Consider the following 19,193-nt stretch of genomic DNA (forward strand, 5'->3'; position numbering starts at 1 on the left):
AGACGAACGCGACCGCAAGCGCGCACCGGCCCGCTTTTGAGGGCGTGGCAGCCGCCCATCACAATGGCGGCGGCAGCCCCTTCATTCATGTTCCTCTCAACAAAAAACCCCGCATTGCGGGGTTTTTTGTTGTCTGCACCGGCCGCTGCGTCAGCCCATGTGCAGGCCGCCATTGACCGAGAAGTCAGCTCCCGTGGCGTAGCCGCCCTCTTCCGAGGCCAGCCAGGCAATGATGGAGGCGATCTCGCTGGGCTCACCCAGCCGCTTGACGGGCACGGTGGCCACGATCTTTTCCAGCACATCGGGGCGAATGGCCTTGACCATGTCGGTGCCGATGTAGCCTGGGCTCACGGTGTTCACCGTCACGCCCTTGGTGGCCAGCTCTTGCGCCAGGGCCATGCTGAAGCCGTGCATGCCGGCCTTGGCGGCCGAGTAGTTGGTTTGCCCTGCCTGGCCTTTTTCGCCGTTGACCGAGCTGATGTTGATGATGCGGCCCCAGCCCTTTTCCACCATGTCGGCCACCACCTGCTTGGTAACGTTGAACATGCTGTTGAGGTTTTTTGTTGAGACTAACGCTCATCCGGTTGCATTTTTTTGCGTTTGCCGGTCAACCAAGCGCCAAGTGAGCGCGTTGTTGGTACATCACAGGAGTTTTCCAGTATGAATACCACCGCAATCTTGTCCGCTTGGCCCGAAGACGAACGCGACCGCAAGCGCGCACCGGCCCGCCTTTGAGGGCGTGGCAGCCGCCCATCACAATGGCGGCGGCAGCCCCTTCATTCATGTTCCTCTCAACAAAAAACCCCGCATTGCGGGGTTTTTTGTTGTCTGCACCGGCCGCTGCGTCAGCCCATGTGCAGGCCGCCATTGACCGAGAAGTCAGCTCCCGTGGCGTAGCCGCCCTCTTCCGAGGCCAGCCAGGCAATGATGGAGGCGATCTCGCTGGGCTCACCCAGCCGCTTGACGGGCACGGTGGCCACGATCTTTTCCAGCACATCGGGGCGAATGGCCTTGACCATGTCGGTGCCGATGTAGCCTGGGCTCACGGTGTTCACCGTCACGCCCTTGGTGGCCAGCTCTTGCGCCAGGGCCATGCTGAAGCCGTGCATGCCGGCCTTGGCGGCCGAGTAGTTGGTTTGCCCTGCCTGGCCTTTTTCGCCGTTGACCGAGCTGATGTTGATGATGCGGCCCCAGCCTTTTTCCACCATGTCGGCCACCACCTGCTTGGTGACGTTGAACATGCTGTTGAGGTTGGTCTCGATCACCTGGTCCCAGTCCTCGCGGGTCATTTTGAGGAACATGCGGTCGCGCGTGATGCCGGCGTTGTTGACCAGCACATCGATCGAACCGTGCTCCGCCTTGGTCTTGGTGAAGGCCTCGACGGTGGAATCCCAGTCGCCCACATTGCCCACTGAGGCGTGAAAGGAGTAGCCCAGCGCCTTTTGCTCGTCCAGCCATTTCGTGAAATCACGTGTGGGGCCGCAACCGGCGATGACGGTGAACCCCTCTTTGTGCAGACGCTGGCAAATCGCGGTGCCGATACCGCCCATGCCACCCGTGACATACGCTACTTTTTTGCTCATGTGATTTCTCCTGGTTGTAATGTGCTCAATGCCACTCTACCCAACAATTGATGCACTGTGGTGAAGGAAAACACTGAATCTGCTGTTTTTCCGCAGCGACGCATCTGGCACAGCCAAAACCCGTGTGTTCAGCCCTGCGTGCGGCCTCCGAGAGGGAGGCCGCAGGGTCATACATCTGTCGTTGAAAGGCCTTGAGCGTGCACTGGCTGCATCAAATGCCACCAACGGCCAGCGGCAAGGTTTCCCAGCCCGGTTTGGCAAACAGATAGCCCTGCTGGTAGTGGATGCCCGCCGCCAGCAGGTGCTCGGATTCTTGTGCCGTCTCGATGCCTTCGGCCACGATGTCGATGCCCAGGCGATCGCACACCAGCGCAATGCCCGACACGATGGCCTGGCGCACGGGATCCTGGTCGATATTGCGGATCAGCTCCATGTCTATCTTCAGCACATGGGGCTGGAACTGAACCAGCATGTTCAGCCCCGCATAACCCGCACCAAAATCGTCAATCGCGGTGATCAGCCCCTGGCGGCGGTATTCATTGAAGATGGCCTTGAGGTGGGCGCCGTTGGTCAACTGCTAGCCCTGGTCACTTCAAACATGATGCGGTCGTGCGGAAAATGGAATTCCTTGGCCGCCTCCATGGTGGCGCGAATACAGGTTTCTGCACGGTACACCGCGTTGGGCAAGAAATTGATGCTGAGGCGGCACTGGGGCAATGCGGCCAGGCCCAGGCGCGAGGCCAATTCGATGGCTTTCACCCGGCATGCCTGGTCAAACCGATAGCGGTGGGCGTCATCCACCCACGACAGCACCGTGGCCGCAGACTGTCCGTCCACACCGCGCACCAGCGCTTCGTAGGCAAATGGGCGCCCGGAATGCAAATCCATGATGGGCTGGAACGCCATCGTGAAATCAAAGGGAAGCTGGGTCTTGTCGCGGCAGGCAGCACAGCCCAAGGGCTCAAACGGTTGGGCAAAAACAGTAGAAATCATGGGGTCATGATATCCAGCCAGAGGCGGTGATGGCGGGTTCACGCACCCCGCGACAGGGCAAATACCGCAACCACCTTGGCCAGCCGCTGGGCCTGCTCGGTCACGGTGCCTGCGGCGGCGGCAGATTCCTCCACCAGCGCGGCGTTCTGCTGCGTCATTTGGTCGAGCTGCCCTACCGACTGGTTGATCTGGGCAATGCCGGCCGATTGGTCGCGCGCAGCCGCATGGATCTCGCCCATCATGGCACTGACCTGCTGCACCGAGCCTACGATCTCCGACATGGTGCGGCCCGCTTCGTCGGCCAGTTGCCCCCCCGCCGACGCTTTTTCCACCGAGCTGTCAATGAGCACCTTGATCTCGCGGGCTGCCTGCGCAGAGCGCTGCGCCAGGCTGCGCACCTCGGTGGCCACCACAGCAAACCCGCGCCCCTGTTCGCCCGCACGGGCGGCTTCCACGGCGGCATTGAGCGCCAGGATGTTGGTCTGAAAGGCGATGGAATCGATGACCCCCGTGATATCCGCAATGCGGGCCGAGCCCTCATTGATCTCGCGCATGGTGTGGATCACCCGCCCCACCACTTCGCCCCCGTGCCGTGCCACGCCGGCAGCCGACACCGCCAGGGCATTGGCCTGCTCCGAAGCGTTGGCAGACTGGCGCACGGTGCCGGTAAGTTGCTCCATGCTGGCAGACGTTGCCTGCAGGTTGCCCGCGGTGTCGTCGGTGCGCACCGACAGGTCTTGTGCGCCCATGGCAATCTCCTGGCACGCCAGCGCCATGCTGGTGGCGGCTTCCTGAACCGTTGCAACGGTTTCATGCATGCGCTCCAGCGCCTGCTTGAGCGCCCTTCCACCCGGTGTTTCGATCACCATGTGAGAGACATCCAGGGCAATCTGGTCGCCCCGCACCAGGGCAGCAGACAGGCGCTGCAGCTCCAGCGACTCGCGGGCGGTGCGTCCCATGTTCACGGCCAAAATTACCTCCAGCACGGTCTGGATCACCACATATACCGCATGCAGCACCACCCGTCCAAAATCGGGGCTGGTCATGCAATACACACCGAAGCCAGCCGCCTGGAGACGGTCAAACAGCACATGGTGCACGGCAAACAGCAGTGCGGCCCACACAATGGGGCGCCAGTCGAGGTACACCAGCAGCAAGGCCAGCGTGACGAACACGCCAAAGTGAAACTCCAGCATGCCCTGCGCCAGCTGGATATGCAGCGCCACCAGACCCACCTGCACAAAAGCCAGCACCAAGCGCGAAGCCAGAGTGCCCCGTGCCGTGCCGTAGGCCACACCCGCAATCAAAACCAAGGCGCCCGAAGCCACCAGAGCCAGCACCGAATCCACAAATCGCAGCCCCAGGACCACCGCCGCGATGGCACTCAGTGCAATCGCGGCCAGCATCACGCGGTCACCCAGCAAGGCGCTGTCTACAGGGGTGGATACAGATTTTTCGGAAGCTGGGGAGAAGGATGACGAGGACATAAATTCGCAATCTGCACCAATATGTTTTTATTGTAACTTATTGGTATAACTCCATCCTTCGCATTCATCCATCCCATAGGGACAAAAAAAAGCCGCGTGTCACCGCGGCTTCTTCTGGTGCCTGGAAGCGCAGGAGTGCTCAGCGCTCCAGCGCCAGGGACACGCCCATGCCACCGCCAATGCACAGCGCAGCCAAGCCCTTCTTGGCATCGCGGCGCTGCATTTCATGCAGCAGCGTCACCAGAATGCGGCAACCGGACGCGCCAATGGGGTGACCAATGGCAATGGCACCCCCGTTCACGTTGACCTTGGCAGGGTCAATGCCCAGTTCTTTGTTGACCGCACAGGCCTGGGCAGCAAAAGCTTCATTCAACTCGAACAGGTCCACGTCGGCGGCGTTCCAGCCGGCGCGTTGCAAGGCCTTGCGAGAAGCAGGCACCGGGCCCATGCCCATGGTGGCCGGGTCGAGACCGCTGGTGCCAAAGGCGGCAATGCGCGCCAGCGGCTTGAGGCCCAGGGCTGCTGCTTTCTTGGCGGTCATCACCACCACGGCAGCGGCGCCGTCGTTGATGCCCGAGGCGTTGCCTGCCGTCACGGTGCCCGCCTTGTCGAAAGCCGGGCGCAGACCGGCCAGCACTTCGGCATTGGTTTTGCGGTTCAGGTATTCGTCGGCATTGAAGAGGATGGGGTCGCCCTTTTTCTGGGCCAGGCTCACACCCACGATTTCGTCGGCAAATTTGCCTGCGTCTTGCGCGGCAGCAGCCTTTTGCTGGCTACCCAGGGCCAGCGCGTCCTGCATATCACGGGTAATGCCATAGGCCTTGGCCACGTTTTCGGCCGTGATGCCCATGTGGTACTGGTTGTACACATCCCACAGGCCATCGACGATCATCGAGTCGACCATCTTCCAGTCGCCCATGCGCTGGCCATCACGCGAGCCGTTGAGCACGTGGGGCGAGAGGCTCATGTTTTCCTGGCCGCCGGCCACCACGATCTCGCTGTCGCCCCAGGCCACGGCCTGGGCGGCCAGCATGACCGATTTGAGTCCCGAGCCACACACTGCGTTGATGGTGAGGGCGGGCGTTTCCTTGGCCACGCCCGCCTTCATGGAGGCCTGGCGCGCGGGGTTTTGACCCACGCCTGCCGCCAGCACCTGGCCCATGATGACTTCACCGATCTGGTCGGATGAGAGCCCGGCGCGCGCGATGGCCTCGCGGATCACGATGGAGCCCAGTTCGGTGGCGGGGGTCTTGGCCAGTGCGCCACCAAATTTGCCCACGGCGGTGCGGGCGGCTGAAACAATGACGATGTCTTCCATGGATAGTCCTTTCGAGGTGGATCGGTGCGGGGGGGGCGTTCGTGCCCCGGCGGGTGCTTTCAGATTCTCGCAGCCATTTTCAGCGCTTTGAAGTCATGCCTTTTGCTTGACATAGCGCCCGGGTGCCGGCTCGATGGCCTTGAACCGGGTGCCCTTGCCATAGCCCTTGGGCGCCGCAATCTGCTTGCCGGCCTGGCTCTTGAGCCAGCCGGACCAGTCGGTCCACCAGCTGCCGGAGTGCTCCGTGGCGCCTTCCAGCCATTGGTCGAGGGTGGCGGGCAGCTTGCCGTCGGCGCGAATCCAGTGGCTGCGCTTGCCTTTGGCGGGCGGGTTGATGACCCCGGCGATATGGCCCGAGGCGCCCATCACAAAGCGTTTTTTGCCGGGTAGCACCTGGGTGGACGCGTAGGCGGCGTTGATGGGCACGATGTGGTCTTCGCGCGAGCCATAGATATAAACCGGCAGCGTGAGATTGGCGAGGTCCATCTTCTCGCCGCACACGGTGAGCTGGCCGGGCTTGACGAGGTTGTTTTCGAGGTAGAAGTTGCGCAGGTACCAGGCGTAAAACGGGCCCGGCAGGTTGGTGCTGTCGCTGTTCCAGTAAAGCAGGTCGAACGGGGGCGGCGTTTCGCCCTTGAGGTAGTTGCCCACCACGTAGTTCCACACCAGATCATTGGGGCGCAAGAAGCTGAAGGTCGAGGCCAGGTCCTGCCCTTTCATGAGGCCGCCTTTGCCCAGCTGCATCTCGCGGTACTTCACCATCCCTTCGTCGATGAACACATCCAGGATGCCGGTGTCGGTGAAGTCGATCAGCGTGGTCAAAAAGGTGGCACTGGCCACGGGCTCATCGCCGCGCGCTGCCAGCACGGCCAGTGCATTGCTCAGGATGGTGCCCCCCACGCAAAAGCCCAGGGCATTGATCTGCTCTGCGCCGGTGATGTTTTGCACCACGTCGATGGCGGCCATCACGCCGTCTTCCACGTAGTCGTCCCAGGTTTTGTGGGCCAGGGAATCGTCGGGATTGCGCCAGCTCACCACAAAGGTGCGGTGGCCCTGTTCCACGGCATAGCGGATCAGCGAGTTTTCGGGCTGCAGATCGAGGATGTAGAACTTGTTGATGCACGGCGGCACCAGCAAAAACGGGCGCTCGAACACCTTGGTGGTGAGCGGCTTGTATTCGAGCAGCTGGAACAGCTCGTTTTCAAACACCACGGCGCCCTCGGTGGTGGCCACGTTGCGGCCCACCTCGAACAGGCTTTCATCGGTCATCGACACATGGCCCTGGGTGATGTCGTGCAACAGGTTCTGCATGCCTTTGGCAATGCTCTCGCCCTTGGTCTCAATGGCTTTCTTCTGTGCCTCGGCATTGAAGGCCAAAAAATTGCTGGGCGCCATGGCGGCCATCCATTGCTCTACGCCAAAGCGGATGCGGGCACGGGTCTTTGCGTCGGCCTCCACCGCGTCGGCCAGGCCCATCAGGGTGCGGGCGTTGAGCAGGTAGGCGGCGGCAGAGAAAGTGGCCACCGGGTTGGCAGCCCAGCCTTCGCCCGTGAAACGGCGGTCTTTGATTTCGGGGGCGGCCTGCAGGCCCTGGGCCCACAATTCCTTGGCATCGTGAAGATATTGCTGTTGCAGCGCCTGCAGCTTGGTCGACGAAAACTGCAGGGGCGCGGCCCCTGGCATGCCGCCCGCCACGTCGGCGGACTGGAAGGACTGCAATGCCTTTGTCCAGCTATCCCCGAAAATCTGCTGGAATTGCTGGGCGCCTTGAGCCCAGAGTGCTTCAGAATTCATGCTGCTTCCTCAATGGTTGGTCGATCGCACGGGGTCTCGGCACCATTGTTGCCCACCTGCTGCCGCAAGGCAACTTTCACCAGCGTTTTTCGCTCTTTTGCTCCTTTGCTCATGTACCTTGTAATCATCACCTGGCTGTATGTCACCCTCATGATGGCGGTGGCCGAAGCCACCAGCAGCACCGGCAGCGTGCTGGGCGCTTTCTTCACGTTTGTGCTGTATGGGCTGCTGCCGATGGGCATCGTGGCGTATATCCTGGGCACGCCGTCGCGCAAGCGGGCCCTGCGGGCACGCGATCAGGCCGAGCAGGCCGCTTATGACGAGAAGCTGGCGGCGCAAACGCACAGCCAATCGCACGGGCAAACGCCCCAGCCACCGGTTGCGGGAACAACGCCAGGTGCAGAGACAGCCGATTCAGTCGCGCCAGATGCAGGCGGCCATGCGGCCGCTGCCGCCGAGAGCCAGCTGGTCGCGCCGGTACGAAAAGAACCGTGAGGCATTGCCCACGGTGCACCAGGGTGCTGTGCTGTCGTTGCCATAGATCTGCTTAACGCCCAGCGCGCGCAGCCGCAGACGCGCCAGCCCCGCCAGATCGGCCAGAAACTTGCCTTGGCCCAGTGGCACAAAGCACGCCAAGGCGGCCGGGTGATGGCTGCAAAAAGCCTCGCGCACTTCTGCGCCCACCTCAAAGGCGGTGGGGCCGATGCAGGGCCCCAGCCATGCCATCGTGTGCGCTGCCAGCATTCCATTTGCTTCATTTTTGATAGCTGCTAGCGCTTTATCAGAAAGGGCTAGAGCCTTAAAACGCTCAAAACCCGCCTCCAGAACACCCACCCCGCCTTTTCCGGCCAGCCCGCGCCAGCCCGCGTGGGCCGCGCCCACCACCGCGCCCGAGCCATGGGCCAGCAGCACGGGCAGGCAATCGGCCACCATGATGGTGCAGACCGCGCCCGGCTGCGTGGCCACGCAGGCATCGGCCTCGGTGCCGTCGGGCGTGGCGGGGTTGATGGTGGCCACCGCCGTGCCGTGCACCTGGTTCAGAAACACGGCCCGGGCGCCCGGGGTGGCGCCCTGCACCACCGCCTGCAGCCGCTGCCGATTGGCCTGCACTGCCGACGGATCATCGCCCACATGGCTGCCCAGGTTCAGGCTGGCACAGGGGCCGGTGCTGACACCGCCCGCCCGCGTGGTGCACAGGGCGCGCACACCGGCAGGCGCCGGCCATTGCGGCTGCAGCCAGTCGTGGGGAATGCGGGGGGGCTGGGTCATGGCTTGGTCATGCCTTGTTCATGGCTGGTAGTCAGGGCAGGCCGAGGGCTGCGCCTGCTGGAATGCGGGCAGCGCCATGCAGGCAGCAAAGGCGGCCATGGTCAGCGGCAGGCCTTGCAAAGGGACATTGAAACGCTGGCAATTGAACACATGCGGCACCAGGCAGCAGTCGGCCAGCGTGGGGGCAGCGCCCCAGCAATACACGGACGGTGCCAGGCCCTGCGCTGCGCGCTGCTGCGCCAGCAGCACCAACTGGCGCTCGAAGGCCTCCAGCCCGCTGCGGGCCCAGTGGCTGTACCAGGCGTTCTTGCCGGCTTCGTCCACCTTCAGCGTTTGCACCAGATAGTTCAGCACCCGCAGGTTGTTGGGGGGGTGCATTTCGCACGCCACCATCTGGGCCAAAGCCCGCACCTGGGCCCGGGCCAGCGGCTCGGCGGGCAGCAAGGGCGGCGCGGGATGGGTTTCATCGAGATATTCGATGATGGCCATGGACTGCGACAGCGCCACGCCGTCGTCGGTCAGCAAGGTGGGGACCAGCGCATCGCCTACCCGGCCCGTGTAGGCCGGGTCATGGTGCTCGCCGCGCACCAGGTGCACCGGGATGTAGTCGTAGCCAAGCCCCTTGAGCTGCAGCGCGATGCGCACGCGAAACGACGCCGACGAGCGAAAGTAGTTGAAAAGCTTCATGGGCTGGAGAGCGGGGGCGCAATAGAGGTCTGGCGGGACAGATGGGCATCGGCAGCTGCTGCCGGGCTGAACACCAGCTTGGCCAGCAAGGCCTTGAGCTGCACCGCTTCAGCGTCAGACAACGGCGCCATGAGGCGCTCCTGGACCCGCTGGGCCGCGCCGCGCATCTGCAGTGCAGCGGCCTCGCCCGCGGGGGGTGACCCACAACAGCTTGCGCCGCCGGTCACGCATGTCGGGCACACGCCGGACCCAGCCGCGCGCCTCCAGGCGGCCAATCACCGATCCCGATGTGGCGGCATCAAATGCCACCCGGGCCGCCAGGGTGACCTGGTCTTCGCCGGGCCGGTCGATCAATTCATTGAGGATGGCGAACTGCACCGGCGTCACGTCAAAACCGGCCGTTTCTTCCATGAAAAGTGCCACGGCGCGCTGGTGTGCGCGCCGGACAAGGTGGCCTGGCGCCTGATAGAAATCGAAGCTCTGTGCCATGGGCGCGAGTGTAGCCTCCCCCCAGCAGACACACCGGCCCCGTGGCACACTGCAGCAGAGCGAGGGCGCGCAGCGCGACGGTATCACCACAGCCCACCGCGCCAACGCCCCCGCACCATTGATAAGGTGTTGCAAGAAACGTGAGTATCAAGCTATCAAGCACAGAGCCGCAGAGACTGCATTTGCACGGCAAGGCGCAGCAACACCGTGACCGCGTGGATTGCAAACCACCAAGACCCATCTTGAAGCAGAAAGACTGACATGAGCTATGTTTTTTCTCCCGCGCCCGTGACCAGCGTGCCCGTTGTGGGCTCTGGCGACCGTTTTCCGGTGCACCGCATCTACTGCGTGGGCCGCAACTACGAAGAGCACGCCAAGGAAATGGGCTTCACCGGCCGCGAGCCGCCGTTCTTTTTCATGAAACCGGCCGACGCCATCGTGGTGGTCAATGCCGGCGAAACCGGCCTGCTGCCCTACCCCAGCCTCACGGCCAACCTGCACCACGAGATTGAACTGGTGGTGGCCATTGGCAAGGGCGGCAAAAACATCAAGGCGGCCGATGCGCTGCAGCACATCTACGGCTATGCCGTGGGCCTGGACATGACGCGCCGCGACCTGCAAAACGACATGAAGAAACAGGGCCGCCCCTGGTGCATTGGCAAGGGCTTTGACGCCAGCGCCCCCATTGGCCCCATCACTCCCATCGATCAGGCGGGTGACATCGCCAAGGCCGCCATCTGGCTGCAGGTCAATGGCGCCGACCGCCAGCGCAGCACCGTGGCCCAGCTCATATGGAACATTGCCGAAACCATCGAGCACCTGTCGGCCGCCTGGGAGCTGGCCCCCGGCGACCTGATCTACACCGGCACCCCCGAAGGCGTGGGCGCCGTGGTGCGCGGCGACACACTGGAAGGCGGCGTGGACGGCCTCACCCCGCTGCGCCTGAGCGTGGTGTAGCCGCCCAGGCAGCGCCTGCATTCACTTCAACTCACTTCACTTCACTTTTAATAGCTGCCTGCGCTTTAACCATAAGCGCTAGCGGCCTATTTGACTTATATTTTTGGCATGACCTTTCGCAGCCCGATCAAACACTGCCGCGACTGCGGCACGGCCGTTGCCTACCGCCTGCCCGACGACGGCGACACCAAGCAGCGCGCCGTGTGCCCCGCCTGCCACACCGTTCACTACGAAAACCCGCTGAACGTGGTGGGCACCGTGCCCGAGTTCACCGACGGCCGGGTGCTGCTGTGCAAGCGCAACATCGAGCCGCGCTGGGGCAAGTGGACGCTGCCCGCCGGGTTCATGGAGCTCGATGAAACCACGGCCCAGGGCGCAGCCCGCGAAACCGACGAGGAAGCCGGCGCCCAGATCGAGATGGGCCCGCTGTTCAGCCTGCTGAACGTGCGCCGCGTAGGCCAGGTGCACCTGTTTTACCGCGCCCGGCTGCTCAGCGACCAGTTCAACCCCGGCTATGAAACCATCGAGGCGCGGCTGTTCACCGAAGCCGAGGTGCCATGGGACGAGCTGGCGTTTCGCACCGTCAAAGAAACGCTGGAAGCCTACTTTGCGGACCGGCGCCGTGGCAGCTTCGGGCTGCACTGCATCGACGTGGAATAGCCGCTTGCCCCGGACCCCGCCAGGGCAACGAGGCGCTCAGGCGCTCATTCGATGGTCGATCAATGGGGCATCGGGATGGATTTCCAGCCGGAGTGATCGAAATGGCGGCCGTAGGTGTTGAGCGCCTGGGCAATCTTCACCACCCCGGCAGCGCGCGCCTTGTCGCCTTCCTTGCCTTGTGCGGCATCCACGCCGCCCAGGATCTCGCCGATCACGATGTGCAACTGGGCATCGGCCTTCGGATCAAGCTTGCAGTTTTCCACGATGTACGCGACCTGTTTGGAGACTTCCGCGCCAAAGGCGTCGTAGTCGGCTGCCTGGGCCTTGCCCGCGTGGGCCAGCGGCAGCGTGCGGTTGACGGCCTTGTGCATGGCGCTCATGCCCTGGCGCAGCGGGGCATCGATGTGCCATTTCTTGCCGGCATTGAGTTCGATTTTCTGGGGTGCGGCCGCATCGTGGTCATGGCCAGCCGGGCTGGCGGCCAGCGTGGCAAACGGCAGGGTCAAGGCGGCGGCGAGCACAAGGTACAGAGGGGATTTCATGAGAAGACTCCGGTAGGTTGAACAAAAGGGCCGGCAATTGCCGGACCTTGTTGCTTCAAACGAAGGACGACCACAAATGTTCCATCTGTTTTGCATCTTTTTTAATGCAACCCCTCCAGCGGCCCCGCTCCGGCTGCGCTCAATCGCGGTGCAGCAGTTCCTCTTCCGTGGATTCCTGGGCATAGCGGCTGAGCAGCAGGGCCATCAGGCGGGCACGCTGCCCCTCGTCAAGCAGCGCGCGCTCCGCCAGCAACTGCGCAATCACGCGTTGCTGCTGCACGTCCTGCAAGGCGGCAATGCGGGCCTGCTCTGCGTCGATGGCGGCGCGCTGCGGCGGGTCGGCAAAAATGTGCCGCACCAGCGCCTCGCGGTGGCGCCGGATCTCGGCCCAGTTCGCGGCCACCTCACGCAGAAAGGCGGGTTCGAGCTGTTGCCAGCGCTGGCGCTGCTCGGCACTCAGTTCCAGGTAATCCGGCAGGTTCACGGGGCTTGTGCGCACGGCATCCACACCCGGCTGCGGTTGCAACAGGTGCATGGCTGCGGCCACCAGGATGCCCGCATTCAGGGCCAGCGACACGGCCAAAAGCCATGCGGGTACGCTGCGACGGTTCATGGCATTCCTTTCGAAAGACGGCAAAGTTCTGCGGCGGCGCACAGGCCGCCCGGTGGCACCGGATCAAACACCCGCACCAGACCGGCACCCGGTGCCATGGCAGCACCGCCGCCCAGCAGCAGGCCGCCCAGCCAGATGCCCGACGCCAGTGCCAGTCCGCCGGCCAGCCCTGCCGGCATCCAGCCCAGCCAGCCGGACCAGGGGGGCGCCGGGTGCGAGGCGCGCTGGCGGTCACGCTGGCGCTCGTTCAGCCGATCGTTCAGTTGCGCAGCCAGATCAAAGCCCAGTTGGGGCGACGGCATGGCGCGCAGGCTCTGGCCCAGCGCGGTAATTTCATCAAGCCGGTGCTGGCACACCGGACAGCCCGCCATGTGCTGGCTGAAGCGGGCGCGTTCGGCGGGTTGCACCATGTCGTCCGCATAGGCGGACAGGTCGGCGTGTCGTGGGCAGGTCATGGCAAGGTCTCCATTCAGTGCGGCATTTTTTCCAGCAACCCGGCGCGCGCCCGTGCAATGCGCGACTTGACGGTGCCGGTGTTCAGGTTGAGCACGGCGGCAATGTCGTCATAGGACATTTCTTCGATCTCCCGCAGCAGCAGGATCTCGCGGTGTTCGGGGGGCAGGCGCGCCAGGGCTTTTTCCAGGCCCTGGTAGCGCTGCGCCGTCTCCAGCACGGCATCGGGTGCCGGCGCGGGGTCGGGGTGGCTGGCGGCTTCGTCTTCGTCCCAGGGAACAAAGTCCACACGCTTGCCCCGCCGCAGCCAGTCAAAAGCCAGGTTGCGGGCAATGCGAAACAGCCAGGTGCTCAGCCGGGCGTCGGGTGTCCAGCGCGGCAGTGCCTGGTAGGCATTCAGGAACGTTTCCTGCGTCAGCTCCAGTGCGTCGTCCGGCGACCGGGTAAGCCGCACCAGAAAGCGGTAGATACGGTCCTGAAACCGCACCACCAGCTCGGAAAACGCCGCGCGGTCGCCCCGCTGTGCGTGCGCGGCGCATGCTTCGTCATCGAGGTGGCTGAAGATTCCCATGGTTGAACATTGGCTTAACGCGCGGCCCGCCGGAATGTTCCATGTATTTATGTGATTCCGGGCACCGGTGCTGCGCACGCCCATATGTTGGCACGTACCCGGGCGCCCGAATGCCGCTCTGTGCCAGGGGCTCGGAACGGCCAGTCACGCCCGGGCGGTAAGACCACGAGAGCCCGCCTTTCATCGAAAGCGAGGTGCGGGTCATGGGCTCCATGGGTGGCATCGACATTGCATGCCCCGCAGTGTTTGCACACCGCGCCGCAGCTCACGCTCCTGTCCACTCCTGTGAAGGCATGACCGGCGTGGACGGAACGCGTGGCTTGGGCGTGGGCATCGGCTTGGCGGGCAAGGCGGGCGCATCGTCGGTGGTCACCCGGGGCAAGGCGCCCGGTGGGAGCGCTGGTGGCGCAGACGCAGGCTCACCGCCGCCAAACAGCCCGCGAATCCAGTCGCGCATGGTGTCCAGCGGTGCATCTTGCGGTGGCGGTGGCTCAATCGGCGCAAACTCATCCACAAACCGTTCGTTGCCATTGATCACCTTGGCGCGCAGCCCCTGTTGCACGAACTCGCCCACTATCGGCAATGCGCTGCGTGCACCCTGCCCCCAGTAGTCGCTGCGCAGCGTGATGCGGCCGTCGTTGAAGCCCGCCCACGCGCCCGCCACCACGCGGGCGCTCATCAGGATGAACCAGCCATCGGTGTTGTCCTGGGTAGTGCCGGTTTTGCCTGCCACATCGGCCTGGATGCCGTAGCGTGATCGGATCGCCGTGGCCGTGCCCCGGTCGACCCCGCCGCGCATGGTGTTGCGCAGGGTCTGGGCGGCACGGGCGTCAAAAACGGGCTCGGGCGTGGATGGGGCAAACGTCTCCAGCACCTTGCCGTTTTTGTCTTCGATGCGGGTGATGAGCACAGGCTCGACGTAGCGGCCCAGGTTCACGATGCTGCTGTAGGCGGTGACCATTTCCTTCAAGGTGACAGGGCTCGTGCCCAGCGCCAGCGAGGGCACTTCTTCGAGCGGGGACTGCCGCACGCCCAGGGCGCGCGCCACCTCGGCCACGCGGGCGGGGCCCACCTGCTGCATCAGCTGCGCGGTGATGGTGTTTTTTGAGTAAGCAAGGCCATCGGCCAGTGTCATGGGTTCCTCGCTGGGCGCGCGGCCGTCGGTGGGCCGCCACACGCGGCCACCCCCCAGCGGGATTTCAACGGCCGAGTCCATGAGCGCATCGGTGGGCGACGCCCCCTGGGCAAAAGCGGCCCCGTACACAAAGGGCTTGAACGTGGAGCCTGGCTGGCGGCGCGCGGCCGCCACATGGTCGTACGGGTCAATGCCAAAGTCACGGCTGCCCACCCACGCCAGCACATGGCCGGTAACCGGGTCCTGCGCCAGAAAACCCGCCTGCACGCGCGTTTTTTCAAGGCGCAGCTTTTGCATGAACCGGTCATCGGCCAGCAGGGCGTGCAGCGCTTCATCGGGCGGCGTGCCCTTCTCCTGCGCGGCGCGGTATTCGGTGCTTTCGCGCACCAGCGCCTGCACCAGCTCGTTGCCAGGGCCCCAGCCATCGCGGCGGGCCCACGCCTTGTCGGCCACGTCCTGCAGCTGGCGCCCCTGGCGTGCCACCGCCTGGTTGGCATAGTTTTGCAGGCGCGAATCAATGGTGGAGCGAATCACCAGCCCGTCGGCATACAGGTTGTAGCCATTGGCATCGGCCCAGTCGATCAGCTGCTTGCGCAACTGCATCGCGAAGTGCGGCGCGGGGCCCATGACCTCGGTCTGGCGCTCGAAGTTGACGCGCAGCGGGCGCTTTTGCAGGGCTTCGAACTGCTTTTGCTCCAGCTTGCCGCGCTTGAGCATCTGCGACAGCACCGTGTTGCGCCGCGCCAGGGCGCGCTCGGGGTTAAGCACCGGGTTGTAGTAGGCCGTGCCCTTGAGCATGCCGATCAGCGTGGCGCTCTCCAGCACATTGAGCTTGTCGGCGGATTTGTCGAAATACGTGCGCGCGGCCATCTCGATGCCGAACGCGTTGTAGAGAAACGGCACGGTGTTGAGGTAGGTCTCCAGAATCTCATCCTTGGAGTACGTCGCCTCGATCTTCAGCGCCGTGATCGCCTCCTTGAGCTTGCGCGTGAGGGTGCGCGAGCGGCCGATTTCCTCGGGAAACAGATTGCGCGCCAGCTGCTGCGTGATGGTCGAGCCGCCCTGCGGGTCGCCGCGCAGCGTGAGCACCACCGACGACGCCGTGCGCCGCCAGTCCAGCCCCCAGTGGCTGTAGAAACGGTGGTCTTCGGTGGCGATGAGCGCGTTCACCACGTTCGGTGAAATCTGGTCAAGCGCCACCCACTCGCGGTTGGCCCAGCGGTATTCGGCCAGCAGCTTGCCATCGGCCGACATGAGCTGCGCGGGCTGCTCGGTCTTGGCCTTGCGGATATCGCCAATGCCCGGGGTGAAGGGAACCAGCGCCACCGCATACAGCAGCAGTGCCAGCGGCAAGGCGGCGAGCAGCCACACCAGGCTGTGCAGCGACAGCAGCCGTTCGGGCCGGCGCACCAGGCGGGCCAGCGCGGAGCGCAGCGCAACCCAGCGCACTGAAAGGGATTCAAAAAGCGACATGAGAACAGTATAAAAGCGCCGCTAGCGCTTATGTATCAAGCGGTACACGCTATTAATATAGGAGCATTAACCCATGAAGCGCCGCAGTTGCGGCATGCTGGCCTTGGCGGCGCGGCGGCCTTCTTCGATGGCCTCGCTGGCGCGATGAAAATCCAGCAGCCCCAGGTTGGCCAGCGCAGGCGCCACCACCACCTCGGGCGGATCGCCGGCCATGCGGCTGCGGGTGATGCGCATCTGCATGATGGCAACGCTGGTCATCACCACGTCCAGCATTGACGGCACCCGCTGCACATCAGCCGCTGCGGGCTCGTCGGCGCGCCAGGGTGTGAGGCGCTGCATCCAGCCGCTGCTCTTGGGTGGCTCGGGCTCGGGCACCGCGTCGGAATCTGGTGCAGGCGTCTGCACCACGGCCAGCGGCTGCATGTGGCGGTGCAGGATGTCGGAGTTCAGGTCTACACCAATCACGATGTCCGCCCCCATGGCGCGCGCCAGCGACGTGGGCACGGGGTTGACGATGCCGCCATCCACCAGCAGCCTCCCGTCTGCCCGCGCCACGGGCGTGAACAGGCCCGGCAGCGCAATCGAGGCACGCACCGCGTCGGCGATGGAGCCATGGCGCAGCCACACTTCTGCGCCCGAATGCAGATCGGTGGCCACAGCCCCAAAAAGCATGGGCGACGATTCGATATCAAAGTCCGCGAAATTGCGGCGCCAGAAGGCAATCAGTTTTTCGCCCTTGAGCATGCCGCCCGTGAGGTTGAAGTCCATGAAGCCGAATACATCGCGCATGCCCAGGCCCTGCACCCAGTCGGCAAAACGCGCCAGCTCGCCCGCCGCGTAGGCGGCCCCCACCAGCGCGCCAATCGATGAGCCGCAAACGATGTCGGGGCGCACGCCCTCCTCGTCGAGCACCTGCAGCACGCCGATATGCGCCCAGCCACGCGCCGAGCCGCTGCCCAGTGCCAGCCCCAGCCGGGGTGCGCGCCGCGACAACGCCATCAGGCCCCTTCTGCGGCGGGGGTTCCGCCCGCGTGCTGCAGCAGGGCCAGCATGCCCGCCTCGTCCAGCACGGGCACGCCCAGTTCCTGCGCTCTGGCCAGCTTGCTGCCCGCGTCTTCGCCAGCCACCACATAGCTGGTTTTTTTGCTGACCGAGCCGGCCACCTTGGCACCGGCGGCTTCGAGCATGTCTTTGGCAGCGTCGCGGCTCAGGGTGGGCAAGGTGCCGGTCAGCACCACGGTTTTGCCCGCCAGCACCTGGGGCGCGCGCTCTGCCGGGGCGCCTTCGGGCCAGGTCACGCCACAGGCGCGCAGCTGCTCCACCACCTCACGGTTGTGCGGTTGCTGAAAGAACGTGTGCAGGCTTTGCGCCACCACGGGGCCCACATCGGGCACCTGCAGCAGCTGCTCGACGCTCGCATCCATGATGGCGTCCAGCGTGCCAAAGTGCCTTGCCAGGTCTTTGGCCGTGGCCTCGCCCACATGGCGCAGCCCCAGGCCGAACAGAAAACGCGGCAAGGTGGTCTGCTTGGATTTTTCGAGCGCGGCCAGCACGTTTTGCGCCGACTTTTCGGCCATGCGATCCAGCGCGATGAGGGATGTGAGGCCCAGCCGATACAGGTCGGGCAGCGTGCGGATCACGTTGGCATCCACGAGCTGGTCCACCAGCTTGTCGCCCAGGCCCTCGATGTCCATGGCACGGCGCGCGGCAAAGTGCAGGATGGCCTCCTTGCGCTGCGCCGGGCAGAACAGGCCGCCGGTGCAGCGGTGGTTGGCTTCGCCCTTCTCGCGCACCACATCGCTGCCGCACACGGGGCAGGTTTTGGGCATTTTGAAGTTGGGCACGTAAACGGTGCGGTGGCCGGGCACGGCAATTCCGCCGGGCCGCCCCAAGGCGAGTCCAGCCCCCTCGGGGGGCATCACGCCCACCACCTCCGGAATCACGTCGCCCGCGCGGCGCACGATCACCTGGTCGCCCACGCGCACGCCCTTCTTGCGGATCTCGAACAGGTTGTGCAGCGTGGCGTTGGTGACGGTGACGCCGCCCACAAACACCGGCGCCAGCCGCGCCACCGGCGTGAGCTTGCCGGTGCGGCCCACCTGCACGTCGATGCCCTCGATGCGCGTGGCCATCTCTTGCGCAGGGTATTTGTGCGCCACGGCCCAGCGCGGCTCGCGGGTCTTGAAGCCCAGATCGCGCTGCAGCTGCAGCGAATTGACCTTGTAGACCACACCATCAATGTCGTAGGGCAGCGCATCGCGGCTGGCACCCACCTGCTGGTGAAACGCTACCAATTCAGAAGCACCCACCGCAATCTGCACCTGGGCTGCGACCGGAAAACCCCAAGATTTCAGCGTCTGCAGCATCTCGTAATGGGTGCGAAACACCGGCCCGCCCTCGGCAGGCGGGGTGATGGCGCCCAGGCCGTAGGCGAAAAAGCTCAGGGGGCGCTGGGCGGTAATGCCCGAGTCGAGTTGGCGCACGGCCCCCGCAGCGGCGTTGCGCGGGTTCACAAAGGTCTTGCCGCCCTGCTCGCGCTGGCGCTCGTTGAGCGCGTCGAAGTCGGCGCGGCGCATGTAGACCTCGCCGCGCACTTCGAGCAACGGGGGTACGCCTTCTGGCAAGGTCAAAGGGATTTGCCGGATGGTTCGGACGTTGTGCGTCACGTCCTCACCCACCTCGCCATCACCGCGCGTGGCGGCCTGCACCAAGCGTCCTTTTTCAAAGCGCAGGCTCATGGCCAGGCCATCAAACTTGGGCTCGGCCACGTATTCGATGGCGGGGTCGGCATCCGACAGACCCAACTCGCGGCGCACGCGGGCGTCAAATGCCTGCGCGCCGCTGGCCTCGGTGTCGGTTTCGGTGTGGATGCTGAGCATGGGCACCGCATGGCGCACGGGCGCCAGGCCGTCCATCACCGCACCAATCACGCGCTGCGTGGGCGAGTCGGGGGTGATGAGCCCGGGGTGCGCGGCCTCCAGCGCCTGCAGTTCGCGGTAGGCGCGGTCGTACTCGGCGTCGGGCACGGTGGGCGCGTCCTGCACGTAATACTGGTGTGCCCAGTGGTTGATCTGGTCGCGCAGTGCTTTTATTTTGATAGCTGCCTGCGCTTTATCCACGGGCTCCGGGGCCGAAAACAGGTCAAAATTCTCGGTCATGACCGCACAAC

General features: G+C 64.6%; 18 protein-coding genes and 2 pseudogenes. 3 read left to right on the plus strand and 17 right to left on the minus strand.

The genetic code is table 11. The features are described from left to right. Nucleotides 1-150: 150 nt before the first annotated feature. From DTW89_RS01290 to DTW89_RS01315, 6 genes and pseudogenes are all read right to left on the minus strand, one after another. A pseudogene (locus DTW89_RS01290) lies at nt 151-576 on the minus strand (SDR family oxidoreductase); the annotation flags it as partial. Nucleotides 577-845: 269 nt separating this feature from the next. Then, complete coding sequence (gene phbB, locus DTW89_RS01295) at nt 846-1,583, minus strand: acetoacetyl-CoA reductase (RefSeq protein WP_114654594.1); 738 nt, start codon at nt 1,581-1,583, stop codon at nt 846-848. Nucleotides 1,584-1,794: 211 nt separating this feature from the next. Then, nucleotides 1,795-2,576: pseudogene (locus DTW89_RS20025) on the minus strand (EAL domain-containing protein). A gap of 38 nt (nt 2,577-2,614) precedes the next feature. After that, entirely contained in the window at nt 2,615-4,063 is a 1,449-nt protein-coding gene (locus DTW89_RS01305) for a methyl-accepting chemotaxis protein (RefSeq protein ID WP_149917161.1), read from the minus strand. A gap of 139 nt (nt 4,064-4,202) precedes the next feature. Continuing rightward, nucleotides 4,203-5,381 carry an acetyl-CoA C-acetyltransferase gene (locus tag DTW89_RS01310; RefSeq protein WP_024815165.1) on the minus strand — a complete coding sequence of 393 codons (1,179 nt, stop codon included), beginning with the start codon at nt 5,379-5,381 and terminating at the stop codon, nt 4,203-4,205. 93 nt (nt 5,382-5,474) lie between these two features. Further along, nucleotides 5,475-7,175, minus strand: coding sequence for a PHA/PHB synthase family protein (locus DTW89_RS01315; RefSeq protein WP_114654596.1), 1,701 nt, complete (start codon nt 7,173-7,175; stop codon nt 5,475-5,477). A gap of 111 nt (nt 7,176-7,286) precedes the next feature. Here DTW89_RS01315 and DTW89_RS01320 point away from each other — a divergent pair, with 111 nt between their 5' ends. Beyond that, a complete protein-coding gene (locus tag DTW89_RS01320; protein ID WP_111867408.1) occupies nt 7,287-7,670 on the plus strand; it encodes a hypothetical protein in 384 nt (127 codons plus the stop codon). On the opposite strand, the gene pgeF is transcribed toward DTW89_RS01320, so the two are convergent. From pgeF to DTW89_RS01335, 4 genes are read right to left on the minus strand one after another with little or no spacing between them, the layout of a single operon-like run. Beyond that, nucleotides 7,590-8,444 carry a peptidoglycan editing factor PgeF gene (gene pgeF / locus DTW89_RS01325; protein ID WP_114654597.1) on the minus strand — a complete coding sequence of 285 codons (855 nt, stop codon included), beginning with the start codon at nt 8,442-8,444 and terminating at the stop codon, nt 7,590-7,592. The genes DTW89_RS01320 and pgeF overlap by 81 nt on opposite strands. An 18-nt stretch (nt 8,445-8,462) precedes the next feature. After that, nucleotides 8,463-9,131, minus strand: coding sequence for a maleylacetoacetate isomerase (gene maiA, locus DTW89_RS01330; protein ID WP_114654598.1), 669 nt, complete (start codon nt 9,129-9,131; stop codon nt 8,463-8,465). After that, nucleotides 9,128-9,262 (minus strand): hypothetical protein, encoded by a 135-nt coding sequence (locus tag DTW89_RS19870; RefSeq protein WP_269089826.1) that lies wholly within the window; start codon nt 9,260-9,262, stop codon nt 9,128-9,130. The genes maiA and DTW89_RS19870 overlap by 4 nt, the downstream gene beginning before the upstream one ends. Beyond that, nucleotides 9,246-9,620, minus strand: coding sequence for a MarR family winged helix-turn-helix transcriptional regulator (locus DTW89_RS01335; RefSeq protein WP_236636990.1), 375 nt, complete (start codon nt 9,618-9,620; stop codon nt 9,246-9,248). The genes DTW89_RS19870 and DTW89_RS01335 overlap by 17 nt, the downstream gene beginning before the upstream one ends. A 261-nt stretch (nt 9,621-9,881) precedes the next feature. Here DTW89_RS01335 and DTW89_RS01340 point away from each other — a divergent pair, with 261 nt between their 5' ends. Continuing rightward, on the plus strand, nt 9,882-10,577 hold the full coding sequence (locus DTW89_RS01340) for a fumarylacetoacetate hydrolase family protein (protein ID WP_114654599.1): 696 nt from the start codon (nt 9,882-9,884) through the stop codon (nt 10,575-10,577). Nucleotides 10,578-10,685: 108 nt separating this feature from the next. Beyond that, nucleotides 10,686-11,237 (plus strand): NUDIX hydrolase, encoded by a 552-nt coding sequence (locus DTW89_RS01345; RefSeq protein ID WP_024815172.1) that lies wholly within the window; start codon nt 10,686-10,688, stop codon nt 11,235-11,237. A 59-nt stretch (nt 11,238-11,296) separates the two neighbouring features. On the opposite strand, the gene DTW89_RS01350 is transcribed toward DTW89_RS01345, so the two are convergent. The 7 genes from DTW89_RS01350 to ligA form a co-directional block, all read right to left on the minus strand. After that, on the minus strand, nt 11,297-11,779 hold the full coding sequence (locus tag DTW89_RS01350; RefSeq protein ID WP_114654600.1) for a hypothetical protein: 483 nt from the start codon (nt 11,777-11,779) through the stop codon (nt 11,297-11,299). A 139-nt stretch (nt 11,780-11,918) separates the two neighbouring features. Next, entirely contained in the window at nt 11,919-12,392 is a 474-nt protein-coding gene (locus DTW89_RS01355; protein ID WP_066693823.1) for a Spy/CpxP family protein refolding chaperone, read from the minus strand. Continuing rightward, nucleotides 12,389-12,847, minus strand: coding sequence for an anti-sigma factor family protein (locus DTW89_RS01360; RefSeq protein ID WP_114654601.1), 459 nt, complete (start codon nt 12,845-12,847; stop codon nt 12,389-12,391). Before DTW89_RS01360 ends, DTW89_RS01355 begins: the two co-directional genes overlap by 4 nt. Nucleotides 12,848-12,861: 14 nt before the next feature. Beyond that, nucleotides 12,862-13,416, minus strand: a complete 555-nt coding sequence (locus DTW89_RS01365; RefSeq protein WP_114654602.1) for a sigma-70 family RNA polymerase sigma factor — start codon at nt 13,414-13,416, stop codon at nt 12,862-12,864. A gap of 265 nt (nt 13,417-13,681) precedes the next feature. Then, nucleotides 13,682-16,024, minus strand: coding sequence for a penicillin-binding protein 1A (locus tag DTW89_RS01370; protein ID WP_114654603.1), 2,343 nt, complete (start codon nt 16,022-16,024; stop codon nt 13,682-13,684). A 66-nt stretch (nt 16,025-16,090) separates the two neighbouring features. Then, the gene (locus DTW89_RS01375) at nt 16,091-17,023 is read right to left on the minus strand and encodes a patatin-like phospholipase family protein (RefSeq protein ID WP_111867367.1); all 933 of its coding nucleotides are present in this window, start codon (nt 17,021-17,023) and stop codon (nt 16,091-16,093) included. Next, nucleotides 17,023-19,182 carry an NAD-dependent DNA ligase LigA gene (ligA, locus tag DTW89_RS01380; protein ID WP_114654604.1) on the minus strand — a complete coding sequence of 720 codons (2,160 nt, stop codon included), beginning with the start codon at nt 19,180-19,182 and terminating at the stop codon, nt 17,023-17,025. The genes DTW89_RS01375 and ligA overlap by 1 nt, the downstream gene beginning before the upstream one ends. Between the last annotated feature and the right edge of the window lie 11 nt (nt 19,183-19,193).

It is taken from the genome of Acidovorax sp. BoFeN1 (assembly GCF_003345135.1).
In the GTDB taxonomy this organism is placed as follows: Bacteria; Pseudomonadota; Gammaproteobacteria; order Burkholderiales; family Burkholderiaceae_C; genus Acidovorax; species Acidovorax defluvii.